The 16,757-nt window shown below is 58.4% G+C and carries 8 protein-coding genes; 5 read left to right on the top strand and 3 right to left on the bottom strand.

Going from position 1 to position 16,757, the window contains the following annotated elements; genetic code table 11:
* Positions 1 to 47: 47 nt before the first annotated feature.
* The 4 genes from C4S68_RS05680 to C4S68_RS23355 all read left to right on the top strand — a co-directional run bounded on the left by C4S68_RS05680 (position 48) and on the right by C4S68_RS23355 (position 4,634).
* Positions 48 to 1,520, top strand: coding sequence for a hypothetical protein (locus tag C4S68_RS05680; RefSeq protein WP_146072028.1), 1,473 nt, complete (start codon positions 48 to 50; stop codon positions 1,518 to 1,520).
* A gap of 123 nt (positions 1,521 to 1,643) precedes the next feature.
* Complete coding sequence (locus C4S68_RS23360; RefSeq protein ID WP_200821478.1) at positions 1,644 to 2,294, top strand: cupredoxin domain-containing protein; 651 nt, start codon at positions 1,644 to 1,646, stop codon at positions 2,292 to 2,294.
* 123 nt (positions 2,295 to 2,417) lie between these two features.
* Positions 2,418 to 4,094, top strand: a complete 1,677-nt coding sequence (locus tag C4S68_RS05670; protein WP_103931959.1) for a TIGR03118 family protein — start codon at positions 2,418 to 2,420, stop codon at positions 4,092 to 4,094.
* Between the two features lie 123 nt (positions 4,095 to 4,217).
* Positions 4,218 to 4,634, top strand: a complete 417-nt coding sequence (locus C4S68_RS23355) for a hypothetical protein (protein ID WP_200821477.1) — start codon at positions 4,218 to 4,220, stop codon at positions 4,632 to 4,634.
* Positions 4,635 to 4,964: 330 nt separating this feature from the next.
* Here C4S68_RS23355 and C4S68_RS05660 read toward each other — a convergent pair whose 3' ends face one another.
* The 3 genes from C4S68_RS05660 to C4S68_RS05650 all read right to left on the bottom strand — a co-directional run bounded on the left by C4S68_RS05660 (position 4,965) and on the right by C4S68_RS05650 (position 12,228).
* Positions 4,965 to 8,180, bottom strand: coding sequence for an arabinofuranosidase catalytic domain-containing protein (locus C4S68_RS05660; RefSeq protein ID WP_103932219.1), 3,216 nt, complete (start codon positions 8,178 to 8,180; stop codon positions 4,965 to 4,967).
* A gap of 267 nt (positions 8,181 to 8,447) precedes the next feature.
* Entirely contained in the window at positions 8,448 to 10,472 is a 2,025-nt protein-coding gene (locus C4S68_RS05655; RefSeq protein WP_160115013.1) for a beta-L-arabinofuranosidase domain-containing protein, read from the bottom strand.
* A gap of 418 nt (positions 10,473 to 10,890) precedes the next feature.
* Positions 10,891 to 12,228: a hypothetical protein gene (locus C4S68_RS05650; protein ID WP_146072027.1), complete on the bottom strand. Its 1,338-nt coding sequence runs from the start codon at positions 12,226 to 12,228 to the stop codon at positions 10,891 to 10,893.
* A 548-nt stretch (positions 12,229 to 12,776) separates the two neighbouring features.
* On the opposite strand from C4S68_RS05650, the gene C4S68_RS05645 reads away from it, so the two are divergent.
* Positions 12,777 to 16,664 carry a TonB-dependent receptor gene (locus C4S68_RS05645; RefSeq protein ID WP_103931956.1) on the top strand — a complete coding sequence of 1,296 codons (3,888 nt, stop codon included), beginning with the start codon at positions 12,777 to 12,779 and terminating at the stop codon, positions 16,662 to 16,664.
* Positions 16,665 to 16,757: the final 93 nt, after the last annotated feature.

Raw genomic sequence — 16,757 nt, 5'->3', positions numbered from 1 at the left:
CATCGCTTGTCGTGGCTTGGGTACTCTGCACTATGGCGGCGCTCCCTGTGAAAGCACAAACGGAGAGCCATCCGGATGGGTCGGTATCGCAGCAGTTAGAAAAGCTGGCTGCTGCACTGCGCGCAACGCAGCAGCGGGTAGAGCAGTCGCAGCAACAGATTCAGCAGATGCAAGCAGAGATTGATCGTCTACGTGAGCTCCTGGCGGCCAAAGAGACGCCGCCGCAACAGGGCACCGTGGCTGTGACGCCGGTAGTCCCCGCGGCTGCGGCGGGAGGCGTTGAGGACAGCGCTGCGAAGTCGGCAGACGCAGAAGACATCGACATTCTCAAGTCCGCATCGGCCCAGCAGCAACAGACCAAAGTCGAAAGCTCGTCAAGGTTCCCGGTGCGTCTCACAGGTTTGGTGCTGTTCAACTCCTTCGTCAACCAAGGCACGGTCGACCAGATCGATTTGCCCAGCAGCGCGCTGCTCCCCAGCACGACCAGCAGCAATACCAGCACGGGGGCAAGCCTGCGGCAGACGATCCTCGGCCTGGAAGGGACGGGCCCGGTGCTGGGCGGCGCACAGACCAGCGCGCGGGTCAGCATGGACTTCTTCGGGGGCGTTACGGGATCGGCAACCAGCGGACCAGCGGGAACAGTCCGTCTGCGCACGGCAGCCATTACTGCTTCATGGGCGCGTGACACGCTGGAAGCCAACTATGATACGCCGCTGATCTCGCCTCTTTCCCCAGACTCCTTTGCTACGGTGGCGCAGCCTTCGTTGGCATGGTCCGGCAACCTCTGGACATGGGCTCCTCAGTTCATGTGGAAGCACTCCTTTGGTTTAGAAAACACGAACCGCGCACTCTCGTTCCAGCTAGGCCTGCTTGATACGCAAACCCTGAATGCAGCCAGCAACGTTACCTTACGAGCCACGGGCGCGGGGGAAGCCTCCGGCCAGCCAAGCTATGAAACAAGGTTGGCTTACAGTTCCAGCAAGAATGAGCATCATTTTGAACTGGGCATCGGCGGTCTGTACGGCAGGCAGAACTATAAGGGGAATCAGCGGGTCGATACCTGGGCCACGACGGCGGATTGGCGCGTTCCCTTTGGCCACCGGCTTCACCTTTCGGGAGAACTATACCGTGGCCGTGGCCTGGGCGATCTTGGTGGTGGGGCCTATCGGAATACCGTGACGTACAACTTTCCGAACAGCACGGCGACCTATCTCCGTGCGCTGAACGCAGAGGGAGGCTGGCTGGAGTGGAGCTACAAGCTCTCTTCCACGCTCAACGCGAATGCTTCCATTGGCCAGGATTCGGCCTCGGGCAACGAGCTGCGTAACTCGGTACCGTTGTCCGGCGCCAGCCCCATCTTTTTCTACACCCGCAATCGAAGCATCGTTGGCAACCTGATCTTCCGTCCGTGGTCGTCCATCATCCTTTCGCCCGAGTACCGTCGCCTGCAGAGCTGGCCCATCCTCGGCGGCGTCAACACGGCCAACATCTATACGCTTACGTTTGGCTACCAGTTCTAGTCCTGGAGTAGACCGTTCATGTCACCCCGTTGCAGGACAGTAAAGATCTCTCGTCGCAGCCTACAGGTTCTGTTCACCGGTCTTCTTATGGGCAACTCTCTTGTGCGCTCCGCGTCCGCTCAAATGAACGCCGATGTCACCATCCACCTGACGGTGCGCGCGGCTGACGGCAAGTCGCGCATCCCTTCAGCGAACGCTCCGGTTGTAGTCTGGCTCTCTCCCCTCGGTGCGGACGGAGAGACCGATCTGACCGTCAAGCCGGGAACGGGCAGGAGCTTCCAGATGGTGCAGAAGGACAAGATGTTCCAACCACATCTGCTCGTAGTCCCAACGGGCAGCCTGGTGGGCTTCCCCAACCGCGACCCGTTCTTCCACAACGTCTTTTCTCTCTTCAACGGGCGCCGGTTCGATCTCGGCCTCTACGAAACAGGCGCGACACACTCTGTCCCTTTCAACCGTGAGGGCGTCTCGTACATCTTCTGCAATATTCACCCCGAGATGGGGGCCGTCATCTTATCGGTAGCGACACCCTACTTCGCGGTAGCAGCACAAGCCTCCGCACAATTGCACCACGTTCCGCCGGGGACGTATCTGCTCAAGGTGTGGGCTGAAGACGCCGCGGAAGCGAGTCTTGAGAAAGCATCGCGCCGTATCAAAGTGGGTCAAGGGAACACCGATGCTGGCGCGGTGGACATCGCGCTGCAGCCGCCACAGCAACACACCGATAAGTTCGGCAAGCCTTATGCGCGGCACCCGGAAGGTTCGCCTTACTGAAGCGAAACAAATGACAACCTGGAGACATCTTCCTGACAACTCCGGGTAGTGGCAGTTTTACGTTGAGAGTCGAGCCAAAGTCAGCAGCAACCAGGCTGGCACGTTGCTCGCGGAGGACTCTCAATGACCACCCAATCCAGCGTGCCTGCGAAATCCCGCCACGTTGCCGCTTTGCTTCTGAAAGGTGCAGCGGCTCTTACTCTGACTCTGGCCACGGCCGCAAGCGTGGCCCAGACAGCCGGCAGCTACAGCATCACCAACATCATCTCCGACGGCTACGTTCCCGCAACGGTGACCGACCCCGGTTTCGTCGACCCGTGGGGCATCTCCGGCCCCAGTGACTTCTGGATCGACACCGCCGTTACCGGCTACTCCTATGTGAACTTCGCAAACGGAGCCATCCAGTTCAAGACGACCATTCCCGCAGCCAGCGGCACTGGCACCGGTCAGCCCACTGGCACGGTCTTCAACAGCACGACCGGCTTCATGCTCTCCAATGGATCGAAAGCCAGCTTCCTGTTTGCCTCCCTCGACGGATCGATCTGGGGATGGAATGGCAAGCTCGGGACCAACGGCAGCATCTCGCTGAAGGCGATTGATAACTCCGCAACGAAGGCCGTCTACACGGACATCGCACTTGACCCGAGCGCCGGGGGCACCGTGCTGCTGGCCGCAAACTTCGGCGCTGGTGCGAAAGTGGAGGTTTACAGCCAGAGCTTTGCGTCCACCACTCTGACCGGTTCGTTCACCGATCCGAACGTCCCTGCCGGATATGCTCCTTACGCCATCCACGTCATCTCCAACCAGGTCTACGTTACCTACATGCTGCGCTCCACCAGCACGTATAGCGAGACGCTTGGCCCCAACACGGGCTTCGTCAGTGTGTTCGATGTGAATGGCAACTTCCTCAAACGCGCCATCACGGGAGGCAACCTGAATGCGCCCTGGGGCATGGCCCTCGCTCCTACTGGCTTCGGCATCTACGGCGGCGACCTACTTGTCGGCAATCTCGGCGATGGAGTCATTAACGTCTACGATCCCAGCAGCTATGCCTATCTCGGACAGGTCACCGATGCTACCGGCGCGCCTATCCTCTCCAAGTATCCGGGTGCAGGCGTATCCAGCAGCTACGTAGGTCTTTGGGAGATTGTCTTTGGCAACGGCGTCGTCAATGGCACACCCTCCACGACGAACGCTGGCGACCCCAACACGTTGTACTTCGCAGCCGGCCTCGATGCAGAGACGCACGGTGTCTTCGGCGCGATCAGCCAGAATGCAGCTACGGGAGGCACCACCAACTTTGGCTTCAGTACTTCAAGTCCTGTTGCCACGGTTGCGAATGATGCCAGCGTCTCGCTTACTCTCGCGGTTGCCCCCATCAATGGTTTCAGCGGTCCCGTCACCTTCATCTGCAGCGGACTACCCGCGAATTCGGCCTGCACCTTCAGCTCGCCAACTCTGACCGTTACGCCCAGCGCTAGCGCCACAGAGACTCTTACTATCTCCACCGGTGGTTATAAGGCCAGCAATGAAGCTACCCCATTCCGTCACTTCGGTAGCGGCGGCTACACGGTCCTGGCTTTTATGCCCTTTGCTTCTCTCTCGCTCTTCGCCGGCCGCAGGAAATTTAGGATCCGCCCAAAGCTGATGCTTGTCCTGATCGGCGCGGTCGGAGCGGCAACGCTTACGGGTTGTTCCTACACCAATCCCACAACTCCAGCGGGGACCACAGCTATCACCATCACTGCAACCTCTGGAGCTGTGAGCCACACATCGACGGTGAACCTGACTGTTCAGTAGGGCTCTGCTCTGAGGCTGCCTGCCCCACTGCTCAAGCTGAGTAGCGGCTTTGCTGCATCGCTCGCGTGAGTGCAGTAGTTCAGGCATTTCTCGTGGCGAGTTGAGGAACTCGGCGGGACAGCTATGCCGCGTGATTGGCACGGTCTCTCGTTGTGCAACGCCGAACAACTCACCGAGTCGATTCTGGACTTCAGCAGCGGTAGAAGCCAGCATTTTGGTCTCCTTGGCCAGGGTAGCCACAATGGCGATCCTGGCCAATATTTTGATGGATGCCAATCTCACCGCTGCGCCTTGCTGCTGGCCAGTCGTCATATCTATTCCATGCTCGCCAAGAAGACTGTCAAAAACCAGATCACTCTCCCCAAGACGGTCGTGTCGCGCTTCGGCAATGTCGAGTACTTCGACGTGAGCACGGATGGAGAGACGATCTTGCTACGGCCGTTGCGCGAGAGTCGCACCGATGAAGTGCGAGAGCGTCTCGCGAAACTCGGCGTCACCGAAGGCGACGTCGCTGCTGCCGTCCGACGGGCGCGAGAGTAGGCGTGGGGCGCGCGTCGTATTCGAAACGATGACGGTCGAGTCGGCTCTGCTTTTTGGGAAGGGTCGCCTTGCGTGGCTGCGCGAGCACTGGAGGCACGCGCATTATGTTCCGCTTCTATCCGCATTTGCGGTGGCAGAGTTGACGCGGGTCTTGGCCTACACGAGCAAAGACCATGCACATCGGGCGTGGCACCCCGTAGTAGAACGGCTAGTACGAGATCGTCAAGTTGGTTCGGGGCGTTTCCCAGAGTGCGCGTGAAAGCCGGGGAATGTATCCTGTGCGCTCTTCAACGACAAGAAGTTACCGTGGTCCACGAGTCTCATGCATTTTTATCTCTGGCCCCTGTCGTAATGATTACGCGCACCTGGCGTGGAACTGTTGCCAGAAACCTGCGCGGCCGGAGCATGTGCCTGTTTCAAGGCGGCACCGAGTGTGATGCCGCTGCCAGCGGAACCTGCCGTGCCAATGGCGGCGATGACGATGGTTTCCAGGTGGGCGTTCGTATCGATGGAAATGACTTGGCCGGCGGCAAAGCCTGCAACACTCAAGACCTTGATCGTCTTCGCGCCTGCATCGGCTGCCACGGCAAGGGACGTGGCGGGCTCGACGATGAAGTCGGTGCAGTTGCTGTCTGTGTCGGCGCCGTCGGGGAATCGACCGGCGCTGACACCGATACCGCTGCCCGCGGCGCTGGGTGCATTCACGCGGCAGCCATTTCGCCTCGCCCCAGAGTTGGCTTGGTAACCCTCGGCAGCCCACGGGTCGACGACCAAACCGTAGTTGAGGCTGTCGACAACCAGGCCATCAGCATCGCGCAGCACCATAGTTCCGGCAGTCGTGGAGAGAGCCGGTCCGCCGAACCGCTGGTCGGGTGCCGGCGTTCCCTGATAGCCGGCAGTTGTGACTGCCGCGTCCAGGACGACCGCGTCGATCGCATGGTCCTTCGTGAGTGGACCATCGAGCATGATGCCGGTGCCGAGTGGCTGGACCGGCTCGCCGCTCAAGTGCGCAAAGGCCGTTACCGGCTCAAAGCTGATCCCGGTTCCACGATCATTGAAGGGAAGGTTGGCTGCGTGGTTGAACTTCAGGGGGGCGGCTAGGTCTATCCCCGTCCCCGGACTGATGATGTCCTCGTCTTTGACGTGGGCGTTAGCCAGGGCCGGCGTGAAGTCGATGCCGGTTCCTGATGGCCCCGGAGCGCCGACGGTGGCGATCGTAGCCGTTGCCAGATTTGCGGGAGTGCCAAGAACGATTTTGTCGCCAACAGCGAAGCCTTTCACACTTCGGACTTTGATGTTGGTCGCTCCTGCGCCTGCAGTGGCTGCAAGAACTGTGCGGGTTGCTTCTGTGCCGATGTGTGCCACGGTGACGGACTCGATCCCATGGCCCATGCTGTCGATGTCCAGCCTGATCTTGTCGCCGACGGAGAGCTTGGCTACTGAAGTCACCTTGATATTCGTAGAGCCCGCGGGAGCATCGGTTGCTATGTAGGCTTCCGCAGTACCCGGCTTGCCGATCGCGGTGACCGTCGCGATCTCGTCATGCTCGATGGTATTTGCGGCGTACGGGAAGGACGCGCCATAGCCGAGGGCGATTTTCTCGCCGACCACAAAGCCAGTAACGTTGGCGACGGGCACATTGTTCGAACCAGCGGGAACGCTGATTATCGGACCGTCAGGCATTGGCTGCCAAAGCGTTGTGGCTGCGCCGGCTGCCTTTCCGAGGCTTACGATTCTGCGGGTCTCCACGCTGGAACCAGTGTCGATTCCGATCGTGTCGCCGACCTGCATCCCTGCCGTGCTCCTGACGTAGATGGAAGTGTCGCCATTGTGCGCGGGAACCGCCAAGCCGGAGTTAGAGAGTCCCAGGAGGTAGAAGCTGTGCGGCGCAAGCTTGCGACCGGACGGTATCATGACGGTCGAGAAGATGGCCCGCTGTGCAGCATGCTCGGTGAGGGTCCAGTTGGACAGATCGACTTGACTCGCGCCAGCGTTGTATAGCTCGATAAACGAATTTGTCGGATTGATGGGAGACCCGGTACCGACCCGAAACTCGTTAATCTTGATTGGGCTGACGTTGCGCACCTTCTCGAAGGTCGATGTCTCGAGTTTTCTACCTCGGCTCGTTGAAGCTTTCCACTGGGCTCGGCCTACGAGGTCGCCGTTGAAGGCCTTCGTCCCTGAAGTAATTTTGAAGGTCGCGCTGATGCTTGCACCCGGCGCGACTGGGCCGCGCGGCGTCGCGGAGGTCGAGTGGGTTTCCGGAACGACGGAGGTCCACCGCTCGTCGGGCACAGAGATGCTCAACCGAACATCGATCGCTGGCGTGTCTGACGTATTCGTGAATGTGATGGTGGTGTCTTGCGCGGAGCCGGGTGAGAAGGTCTGGAGTCCCGGTGCATTGGAAGTTGAGGACGACGGCGTCAGACTCAGCTGCTGCACGTCGTACTTGGCAGCCACCACGTTTGCCTGAACGAGCCTGTCGGTGGCGTCGGCCGGGAAGGTGCCGGCGGCAGTCATTGCACCTTCGTAGAACGTGCCCTGGGAGCCATTGCTGTTGTCGCCGCCGTTTCCGAGCAGGATGGCGCCTTGCTTGCGCATCGGGTCATAGCTTGGATTGATGCGCGGTCCATCGAACATGACTGAAAGACCGCCCTTCTGCGCGTCGCCGCCCAGGCTGGTCCAATGGTGCGGTTCGCCCTTGGCCATGGCAGTCACGAATCGCCACGGGATGTTCGGCAGTTCACCGCAGAGCTTCGATCCATCCGGGTTAGCGCAACCGACCAGATTGTTTTCCTGGTCAGTCATCACCCACGGTCCTGGAGGTGGCCCGTGGTACCAACCCGTACCGTCGCCGAAGTAGGTGGTTTCCATCGTGCCGTTTCCATCGTCGGCACTGTCAATCTCGGCATTGCCGAAGTCGAAGCAGCATCCGCTATTGAAGTGGCGGCCATTGATGACCCAGTATTGTCCTTCCGCCTGGTCGTCGACTGCGGTGCCCTTCGCGTCGTTGAGGCGGAGACCCATGCCTGGCGTGATGAAGACGCCGTACGCTTTGTGCCCCATGACGGTGATCGGGGCCGCGTCTGCGATCGGCAGGTTGTTGTTGCCTCCCATGGCTGGTCCGCTGAAATGGCCGCGGGGTGCCTGGACGAGGTCGTTGTGCTTCGGCGACTGATCGAAGAGGGTGGTGATCCAACAATAGGTGTTGGCGCAGAAAGCGTCCTGTGCGGGCGCGTTAGCGTAACCGCCCGCATCCGGCCAAGGCGCCGCGACAGGCTCGACGACGCCGATGTCGAGCGTCTTGCCGTCTGACTGACGCAGGATCTGGTAGAGCGGGCCGTTGTAGGAAGCGAACAGCGCGCGGGTGGTGCTATAGGCGGCTACGCAAGGATCTGCGGCGGCCGCGTAGATATCACAAGGCCCTTGCGGTCGTCCTGGGGGAACACTGTGTGCCGTCCCTGTTTGCGCCAACGAGGTCAACGTAGCGGCAAGGAGCGCGAGCGGCAGGGCGAGCTTCAAGGCGATCTGGGTTCTCGTTGTCATGTTCATCCGATTACGAATCTGTGGTACGTGCCGGGGCCAATTCATCGGCGTTCGCCGCACCAGATTCCGGTGGCGTCATAGCGCTCGGGCGTCACCGGAGCTCAAGCAGGAAGGAGTGCTGCGCGCATATGGAGCTTATCGCTCGGCGAAATCTTACAAGACGGCGAGGCTCCGGGCGAGGATGGTCGAGCATGGCGACGGGGTATGTTTCGACTCTTCGTTGATCACCACACCGAGAGGGATCCGGCCGACGGAGATTGGACTGGGTTAGGTGACGGTCCAATATACGGCGAACCGGCCCCAGCTTCTATTCAAAGGGATCAAGCTGATGGGCTCAGACTGATCCCTCGCTTGAAAAGCTAAAGTGTGGCCAGGGATGGGTTCGAGTAACGTCTCAGCCGGCCTTCCTCGCGCCGATAAGGTTGGCACTCTTATGGGAGGCGCCTCCTGAATCTCCGGTCCCTGATGGTGTCGCAGATCGAAGTCGCTGGGGGCTTCGCCCAATTGTCCTGCGAGCACCAGCGGACCATACAGAAATGCGAGTTGGCTCGGGTCATCGTGCAGCGGTTCAACGGTGAGGCGCATTGGCATGGTCAACTCGACGCGGTCGCCAGGATGCCAGATTCGGGTGATGGTGAAGTAGCTGCCTGGGGCTCCGGAAACCTCAAACTTGCGGTCGTTTAAGGTCACTACGTTTTCGTTCGTTGTCCACGAGGGGATGCGGAGCTTCAAACTCCATGGCTTGGAGGTGGTCGCACGCACTGTCAGCTTGGTGCGATCGGAATCAGGGAATTGGGTCTCCTGCTCAAGGGCGATGTCGCGCTCTTGCCAGTGAAGCCGCGATGCCGCATAGAGGTTGACGTAGATGGCTTCCTCATCGTGGAAGTAGATTGAGTCATTCAGCTTCGAATACTCTTCGAGCGCCGTGCCAGTGCAGCACCAGAATGTCTGATCTTCGGTGCAGGTTGTCTTCCACGCTCCAGGGGACATGGAGAGAAAATAGGTTGTCAGGCCCGTTCCAGGGGCGATGGCTCCGAGGCGATGGTTGAGGAGGTTTCGCTCGTAGTAGTCGATGAGCCGCGTGTCACCAGACCATTGATAGAGGTGTCGCGCCAGCTTCATCATGTTGTACGCACAGCAGCATTCTTGATGATGCGAACTCGGGGTCATCTCGAGCGCCAGGCGATTGGCGTTGGTGAGCCAACCTTCGGTATTGCCGGAGCCTCCGGCCGCATAGGTGCGTGCCCCCGCGACTGTTTCGAAGAAGAACTCGCTCACATCCGCGAAGCGATGATCTGAGGACAGCTCATACCGCCTGGCGGCGCCGACCACCTGCGGCATGTGGGTATTGCAGTGCAGACCTTTGAGTTCATCCTGGCGCTTGGCCAAGGGCGTGAAAAAGGCCTTCTTGACGAAGCGGTCGCCAGCGGTGGCCCAACGGGGGTCGCCAGTCAGGCCACTTAGGCTGTAGAGGACCTCACTCATCCCGCCGTACTCCGTCTCCAGGATGTCCTGCATATGTTCTTCTGTGCGAAGGGCGGTCCACGCATCGACCCACGCGGCGAGTTGCAAAAGGATAACGAGCGCCTGCTCGTTATCGCCAAACTGCTTCATGTCCAGCAAGCCGGCCATGATCTTATGCAGGGTGTAGAAGGGCGCCCAGACCTTCTCGCGCTTATCGAGCCGGACAAAGAGCTCTGCGGGGAATGCGCTGACATAGCCATTGGCGTTGAGCGCCGTCTGACACTCAGCGATCCCAGCAACCAGGCCGTCAGCTCTTATTTTGATCTCCGAGTCCTTTGTGGTGGCGTACAGCAACGCGCAGGCTGAGAGATAATGGCCGACGAAGTGGCCACGGAGTTCAGCGCTTGGGGCCTCCCAGCCTCCCAACGGTTCAGCCTTCGACGGGAGACCGGCGGTCAATCGAAAGTTGTGAAGCAAACGGTCATTGGAGAGACGAAGCATGTATCCGCGGTTCCAGTCGCGGGCGTGCTGCAGCGGACCCGCAGCGAGGGTGATCTCGTTCAATGCGAAGGGACGGAGTCGAGGGGTGGCGCGCCGAAAGTTGAAGGTGAGCGGTTCGGCGAATGGATCAGCCTCGCGGATAGGCGGATGGCGGTTGTACTCGGCCGCGGTCTTGGGGACTCTCCTCAGCGGTTGCGCCGTTGTCAGTTGTTCGTGAGCTGCAGGCGCGTGAGACTCTGAAAATGCGGTCGAACTCGAAGCCAGGCCGAGTGGTGTGAGGGCGAGTCCCTTGGTGAAGGCTCTGCGAGTGAAAGGGATTGGCTTCATCTGCCTTCTTTCCGATGGTGGGTCATGCGGCATGGTTCCGATTCCACTTGAGGCCAGTTGACTCGACTCGAATCTCTCGGATATGGCGTTCGTCACCGTAAGTGTGGGTGGACAAACGCATTCTTGAATGTCTCAAGCGCTACCCCTTTGGATCGGCTGCTTCCACGATCGCGCAGCCGCACCTGGCAGCGCTGGAAGCCGATGCCAAGTGTCTTCACTTTCAATGCGTCTGTCGCCGTTCCGAGGGGTTCGGGAGGGTTTGATCTGTTATGTGATTGATTGAAAGAGGCTTCGTTGGGAGGTTACGGCGAGGTTAAGGCAGGCATAATCCCACGAAGGCGAATCGCCGTCCGCCGTCGAGGTCGCAAGTACGACTTTGTTCCACGGCTTCCTCCCGGACGGATAGCATTTCCATGGACTACTGCTTTTCGGGGTAGGTGCGATACGCCACGATATTCGAGGCGATCGGGGTGCCTTTGATCCAAGAAGTCTTAAGTAGAAGCTCGAAGTATGGCAGTTTCGATACGCCAAGCGATTGTTGAAACGCAGCAAGCTTCGCTTCCGATAGCAGGAAGTCCACACCCGCTTCGGTAGGCTCGCCGCTTGTCCCTTGGATCAGAAGAGCGCTCCCGCTGTGGTCGGGGGTGGGCAGATAGGCAATGATGCAGAAGCCGAAAGAGCCCGAGACATCGAAGGCATACGTGGCAGACTCGCCAGCTTTGGGTGAACGATTCAAGATTCGAGCGGGATCCTTCGGATCAAACGTGAAGTTCATCCGGCTCTCGAACAGCTCAGACCATGGATTGCCGTAGGGACTGCCCATCAGGATGACATTGTCCCGACGAATGAGGTCAGGCTGATACTTGCGCGCCAGGAAGAAGTGGAGCTTCTGTCGAGTCGGGTCCAGCGCCAGCATGCGCTGAGCCACTTCAAATTCCCCAGAGCTTCCTAGCCCCCAATTTGAAATTCTGCTCAGTGCCGCAGCCATCTCTGGGTCGTGATCCTGGAAATGGCCCATATAGGAGTGGCCGAGATAGTCATTCAAGTTGAATGACTTGTTCGTCAGAGCTTCAACCAGCGAGAAGGAAGAGTCGGTCAGTACCAGATCTGTGTCTCTCTGATCGCCGAGAAACGTCCCCCACAGACCAGCGACCGCGGGCGAATTTCGCCATGGATAGAGCGACTGACGTGTTACGCGAAGTTCCTGCCACAGAGTAAAGCAGGAAACCGCAAACGCAAGAATCAAGAGACCGGCGACGATGGAACCGGCTGCGACAGCTCGACGCGAGATTCCCACGTGCGCGCTCTTCACGAGGGCGCTCGAAGCCGCCTCGTTGATGAAGCCAGGAACGGAGTTGTCGCCCCCGCGAGAATATCCTTCCGACGGCTCTTGCACCCCAGACGCGGGAGGATCTACGTCGCGGTCGTTGGAGAGGTGGAGGGCACTTCCATTAGGAGCGTTCGTCAGTGAGCTCGACGACCCCGATGCCAGCGAAGACGCTTCGTTCTGTTGTGAATCCTCCTGTTGCGGCCAGTGAAATTCAGGGATGTAGCTCCCAGAACAAAGGTTGATGACCACCGCGGGGCTGGAGCGCTGGTCTGCATAGTATTCCGTGAGTCTGCGGCGAACGTCGTTGGCGCGCACCCGAACGATCGAGTCGGATTTGGTGTCGTAATCAATGCGCCGGCCAAACAGCTCCGCACCAAGAAACCGCTCACTCAGACTGTTGAGTTCGCCATCGAGGGTGTTGATCACGATGTACTTGAGGAAGTCGTGGCATCGCTTGCTCGCCTGAAACAGCGGACTTGCCAGGACGCGCTGCAGTTCCAGACGCACGGTCTCTGTTTCGTCCGCGCTGAGCGCGATCCGTCCGGTGGAGTGTTCTATCGTCATGGAGCCCTCTCCAGCGCTTGAATTGTAGCAACTGCCTTAACCCCCTCGTAACGTGGTCTGCAACCCATTGAAACGAAATGCCGCCGATCGTTCCGAACCCTCCGGAACCCCACTGAACGGCGACAATCCCGATACCGCCGCCGACACTTGTGGCCGATTTCAGCCATGGGAACAAGTGGTGTCGAACGATGACCACTCGATGGAATGAAACTGCAGTAAGGAATTGGGAAACGTTCCATGCAGCGAGTTGATCCAGGCAAAGGGTCCACGTAGGAAAACGTTTTCACATATTGGCCTCAAGTTCTAGCGTGGAGCGAGATCTGCATTGCCGTGGTAGTTGCCGAGCGGCCTTGGTCGAAAACGAACTGCTCGCGGACTGATGAAGAAAGTGTATTCGGAGGGTTGAAGTGATGCGCAGGATCGTCCAAAGCGTCCTAAGGATGTCAAGAATAACGAAACTGTCCCTGCTGCTGTTTGTGGCGATGCTGGGATACACCATCTTTGCTTCTGCGCAGACTTCGCAGGGATTTACCGGTCAGGTGGCGGATCCAACAAACGCTGTCATTCCTTCAGCGAAAGTGACGATCCACAATGAAGGCACAGGCGTTGAGAAGAGGGCAACGACGACGAGCTCAGGAAACTATGCCGTCCCGTTTCTTGACCCAGGCGTGTATGACATCAAGGTGGAGGCTCCTGGTTTTAAAAGCCTCACCAAGACAAAGATTACGCTGACGACTGACCAAACCGTGGCCGTCAACTTCTCACTGCAGGTTGGCGACATATCGCAATCGATCACGGTCGATGCGTCGGGAGACGTACTCGACTACGTTAAAGCAGACCGCGGCGACGTAGTGGAACAGCAGCGAATCTCGCAGTTGCCTGTTCTCGCGGGCGATGCCTTCAACCTCGCCGGCCTGAGTGCCGGTGTGGTAAACACCATTGGTCCAGCCAACTACAACTCCTACAACCAGACCGCGCAGTCGATCAGCATTCATGGCGCCGGCATTGAGCTGAACGTAGATGGGGCGAGCGACCTGAGTATGACAGGCGCGCAGAACTACGCCTACGATCCTCCAAACGATGCGGTCAAGGAGTTCAAGATCACGACGAACGCCTATGATGCGGTCGCGGGGCGTTCTCCTGGGGGCGCGATAGATCTCACTCTCAAGTCCGGTGGACAACAGATCCATGGGGACGCCTACGAGACGATGAGGCGCGGATTTTTAGACGCCAACTCCTCCGTCAACAATGCCAGCCGTGCACTCAATGGACCACTTCCGCAGTACAACAAGCCGCAACACACCCAGGACTATTTCGGCTTCGAGGCAGATGGGCCGGTGGTACTTCCGAAAATCTGGGCAAAGCAGCGGCAGACCTTCTTCATGATCGCCTACCGAGAGATCAAGAACCTCGCCGGAACCCCTGGCAGTAGCTCGGTTCCGACACAGGCGATGATTGGCAACGGTACCCAATATCCTGGACAGGGTGATTTCAGCGCATTGCTGACCGCAAACGGCGCGGCCTTTAACCAACCCATCTACGACCCCTCTTCGGAGACCGCCTGCACTGCCAACAACACGGATAATGGATCGTACGCAACTAAGAATCCTCACGTTTGCCGCTACCAGTTTGGCTATGGACCGGGATCAACACCGGGACCGCAGGGCAATCCTGTTCTCATTGGATCGCCCAATGTTATTCCGGCCAACCGAATGAACCCGGCTGCTATGGCCGTCCTCTCTTGGTACGCCTACCCTAACCAGCCTGCGACGCCAACTACGGCTAATGATCTCAATAACAATTTTTTTCATAACAACGTATCGACAAACCTGGAACGCAACTACATTGTGAAGTTCGATCAGAACATCGATGAGAACGACACGATCTATGTGGCAGGGCGTCTGTGGACGGAATTCGGAACGAATGAGCAGGGAACACCACGAACGAATGTCAATGCTGCACATCCGGGGGATAACTGGTCTGGATACGGCGCCCACTATACGAGTCGATATCGAGATCCCAGTTTACTTGTGGGGTGGACGCATACCTTCAACGCCAACCTCGTGAATTCGTTCAAGGGTTCGATCCTGGTGACGGATCAAACCGACTTCACTGGCCCAGCGAATGGGTTCAATCCATCTAACCTCGGTCTGCCAGCATCCTTAGCAGCAGCGAATCCGACCTACTTCGATCGCTTTCCCTTGTTCAACATCAACAGCTTCCAGACTCTTGGATCGCTGACCGGTCTCGAACGTGGCGACAATGAACTCTCCATCCTGGATGTGCTTAGTTTTACCCACAAGAACCACAGTCTGCGCGCCGGTTTCGATCTTCGCCCGTCTCAGTACTCGCAGCGGTCCGGGGGTGGGTACGGCGCACAGTTCACCGTCGGGAAAGGATGGACGCAGCAATGGGACACGGTGGTGACGGGCGGTGCGACGGGTATTTCGACACCTTCTGGCTACAGTGGAAATGCAGCCGCTTCGTTGCTGCTCGGCACGTCAGACTCGGGCTCTGCGGTCAGCCAACCGGCCAACTATTATTCGATTCACTACTACGCAGGCTTTCTCCAGGATGACTGGAAAGTGAACCCGAAGCTAACCATGAATCTTGGCGTGCGCTGGGATCAGATGGGGGGCTACGTCGATCGCCAGAATCGACAGATTTCGGGGTTTGATACGAGCGACGTCAACCCAATCAGTTCCCTCATCAATGCGTCGACTCTGCCTATCAATGGCCAGTTGCTTGGTGGCATCACCTTCGCCGGAGTCAATGGAAACCTGCGTGCACCCTTCCGTTCCGTCTTTTGGCAGTTTGGTCCGAGAGCTGGATTTGCTTATGTACTGAACACGAAGACTGTCGTCCGCGGAGGTATGGGTCTCTATTACATCGACGATGCCAACGGAGGATCAGGCGGTTCTTTCGCATCACCGCAGACAGGCTATGCCTCCACCACTACTTATAGTGGCACCAATGACAATGGACAGACGCCCCTCGTGAACTTCAGCAATCCGTTCCCGGTCTTGCAAACGCCGCTCGGCAACTGCGGAGGCAACGAGACCCAGTGCCTCACCACGAATGCCGGCCAGACGTTGACGTTCATTAACCCGAAATTCTACCCGCCACCATTTACTCAGTTTTCTCTGGGTGTCGAGCGCCAATTCACCGCCAATGACACTCTCGAGGTTTCATATACGGGTTCACGAGGCTACGACACCCAGTACTCGGATGACATCAACCACATCAGCTCATCAGCTCAGGCCGCTTGCGATCCTGAGCGTGGCGGCATGCAGACAAACTGCACCAGCGGAGCAAGCACTGGAACTGGAGGCTATGTCACAAACCCCTTCAAAGGGCTCGCACCGTTTGCGGCGTCAGGCAGCTACTACACGGCCGCCACAATCCAACGCATCAACTTCACTCGCCCCTTCCCGATTTTCACCGCCATCACCGAGAGCAGCCTGAACGGCGGCAAGTATTGGTACAACGGCCTGGAAGCTTCATTCAATCACCGAGTGTCTAGAGGCTTAACGCTTCACGCTACCTATACCTACTCGAAGGCCATGCAGTCCGGCGGATATGCAGACACGGTCAACCGCGTGCCACTGCGAACGATCTCCTCGAGCGACAACCCGCATCGCATTACCGTATCGGATATCTACAAGCTGCCGTTTGGCCGTGGATATGGATTTTTCCCGGCGATGAATCGACTCGCAGATCTGCTGGTTGGTGGCTGGCAGGTGGCTTCCATCTTTACCTATCAATCCGGCTTCCCGGCCACGATCAGCGGCTATGAGATCAATCCCACCGCAAACGGTGGCTACATTCTGCCGCGCAAGCGGTTCTATCCGGGGCAGACAGACCCATACCATGCGGGCAAATACGCGCCAACGAACTCTTATATTCAGGCATTCAAGCCGTGCGTAGGAACTCGCGATCCGAACACTGGAGTCGTAACCCTGACTGCGTATGCAGTGGCTGCGGGGTGCGGGAGCGCCAACTTCATTCCCGTGATCAGCGGCTACGGTGTCACACCGAACGTCATCTATACCGGAATTCGTCTTCAACGCATCGTCACGCTGGACGCGAACATCAGTAAGAACTTCAAAATTTATGACCGACTGGGCTTTCAACTGCGTATGGATGCCTTCAACGCTCTGAATCACGTCATCCAGAGCACCACAGGTTTCGATACCTCCTCGGGAGACTCCAATTTCGGCACCTACCAGATGGGCACAGCCGGTGGAGGCAATTACTTGAACCGACAGGTGCAGCTGACGGGTCGCTTGATCTGGTAGCGAAGGGCGCGAATCTCCATCCCATGAGGAGTGATCCTGATGCACTGTGGAGATGCCACTAACGCGCTTTGTTAACCATACCGGGGCACTCCA

It is taken from the genome of Bryocella elongata, assembly GCF_900108185.1.
Taxonomy (GTDB): Bacteria; Acidobacteriota; Terriglobia; order Terriglobales; family Acidobacteriaceae; genus Granulicella; species Granulicella elongata.
This window is presented reverse-complemented; position numbering and strand designations above follow the sequence as displayed.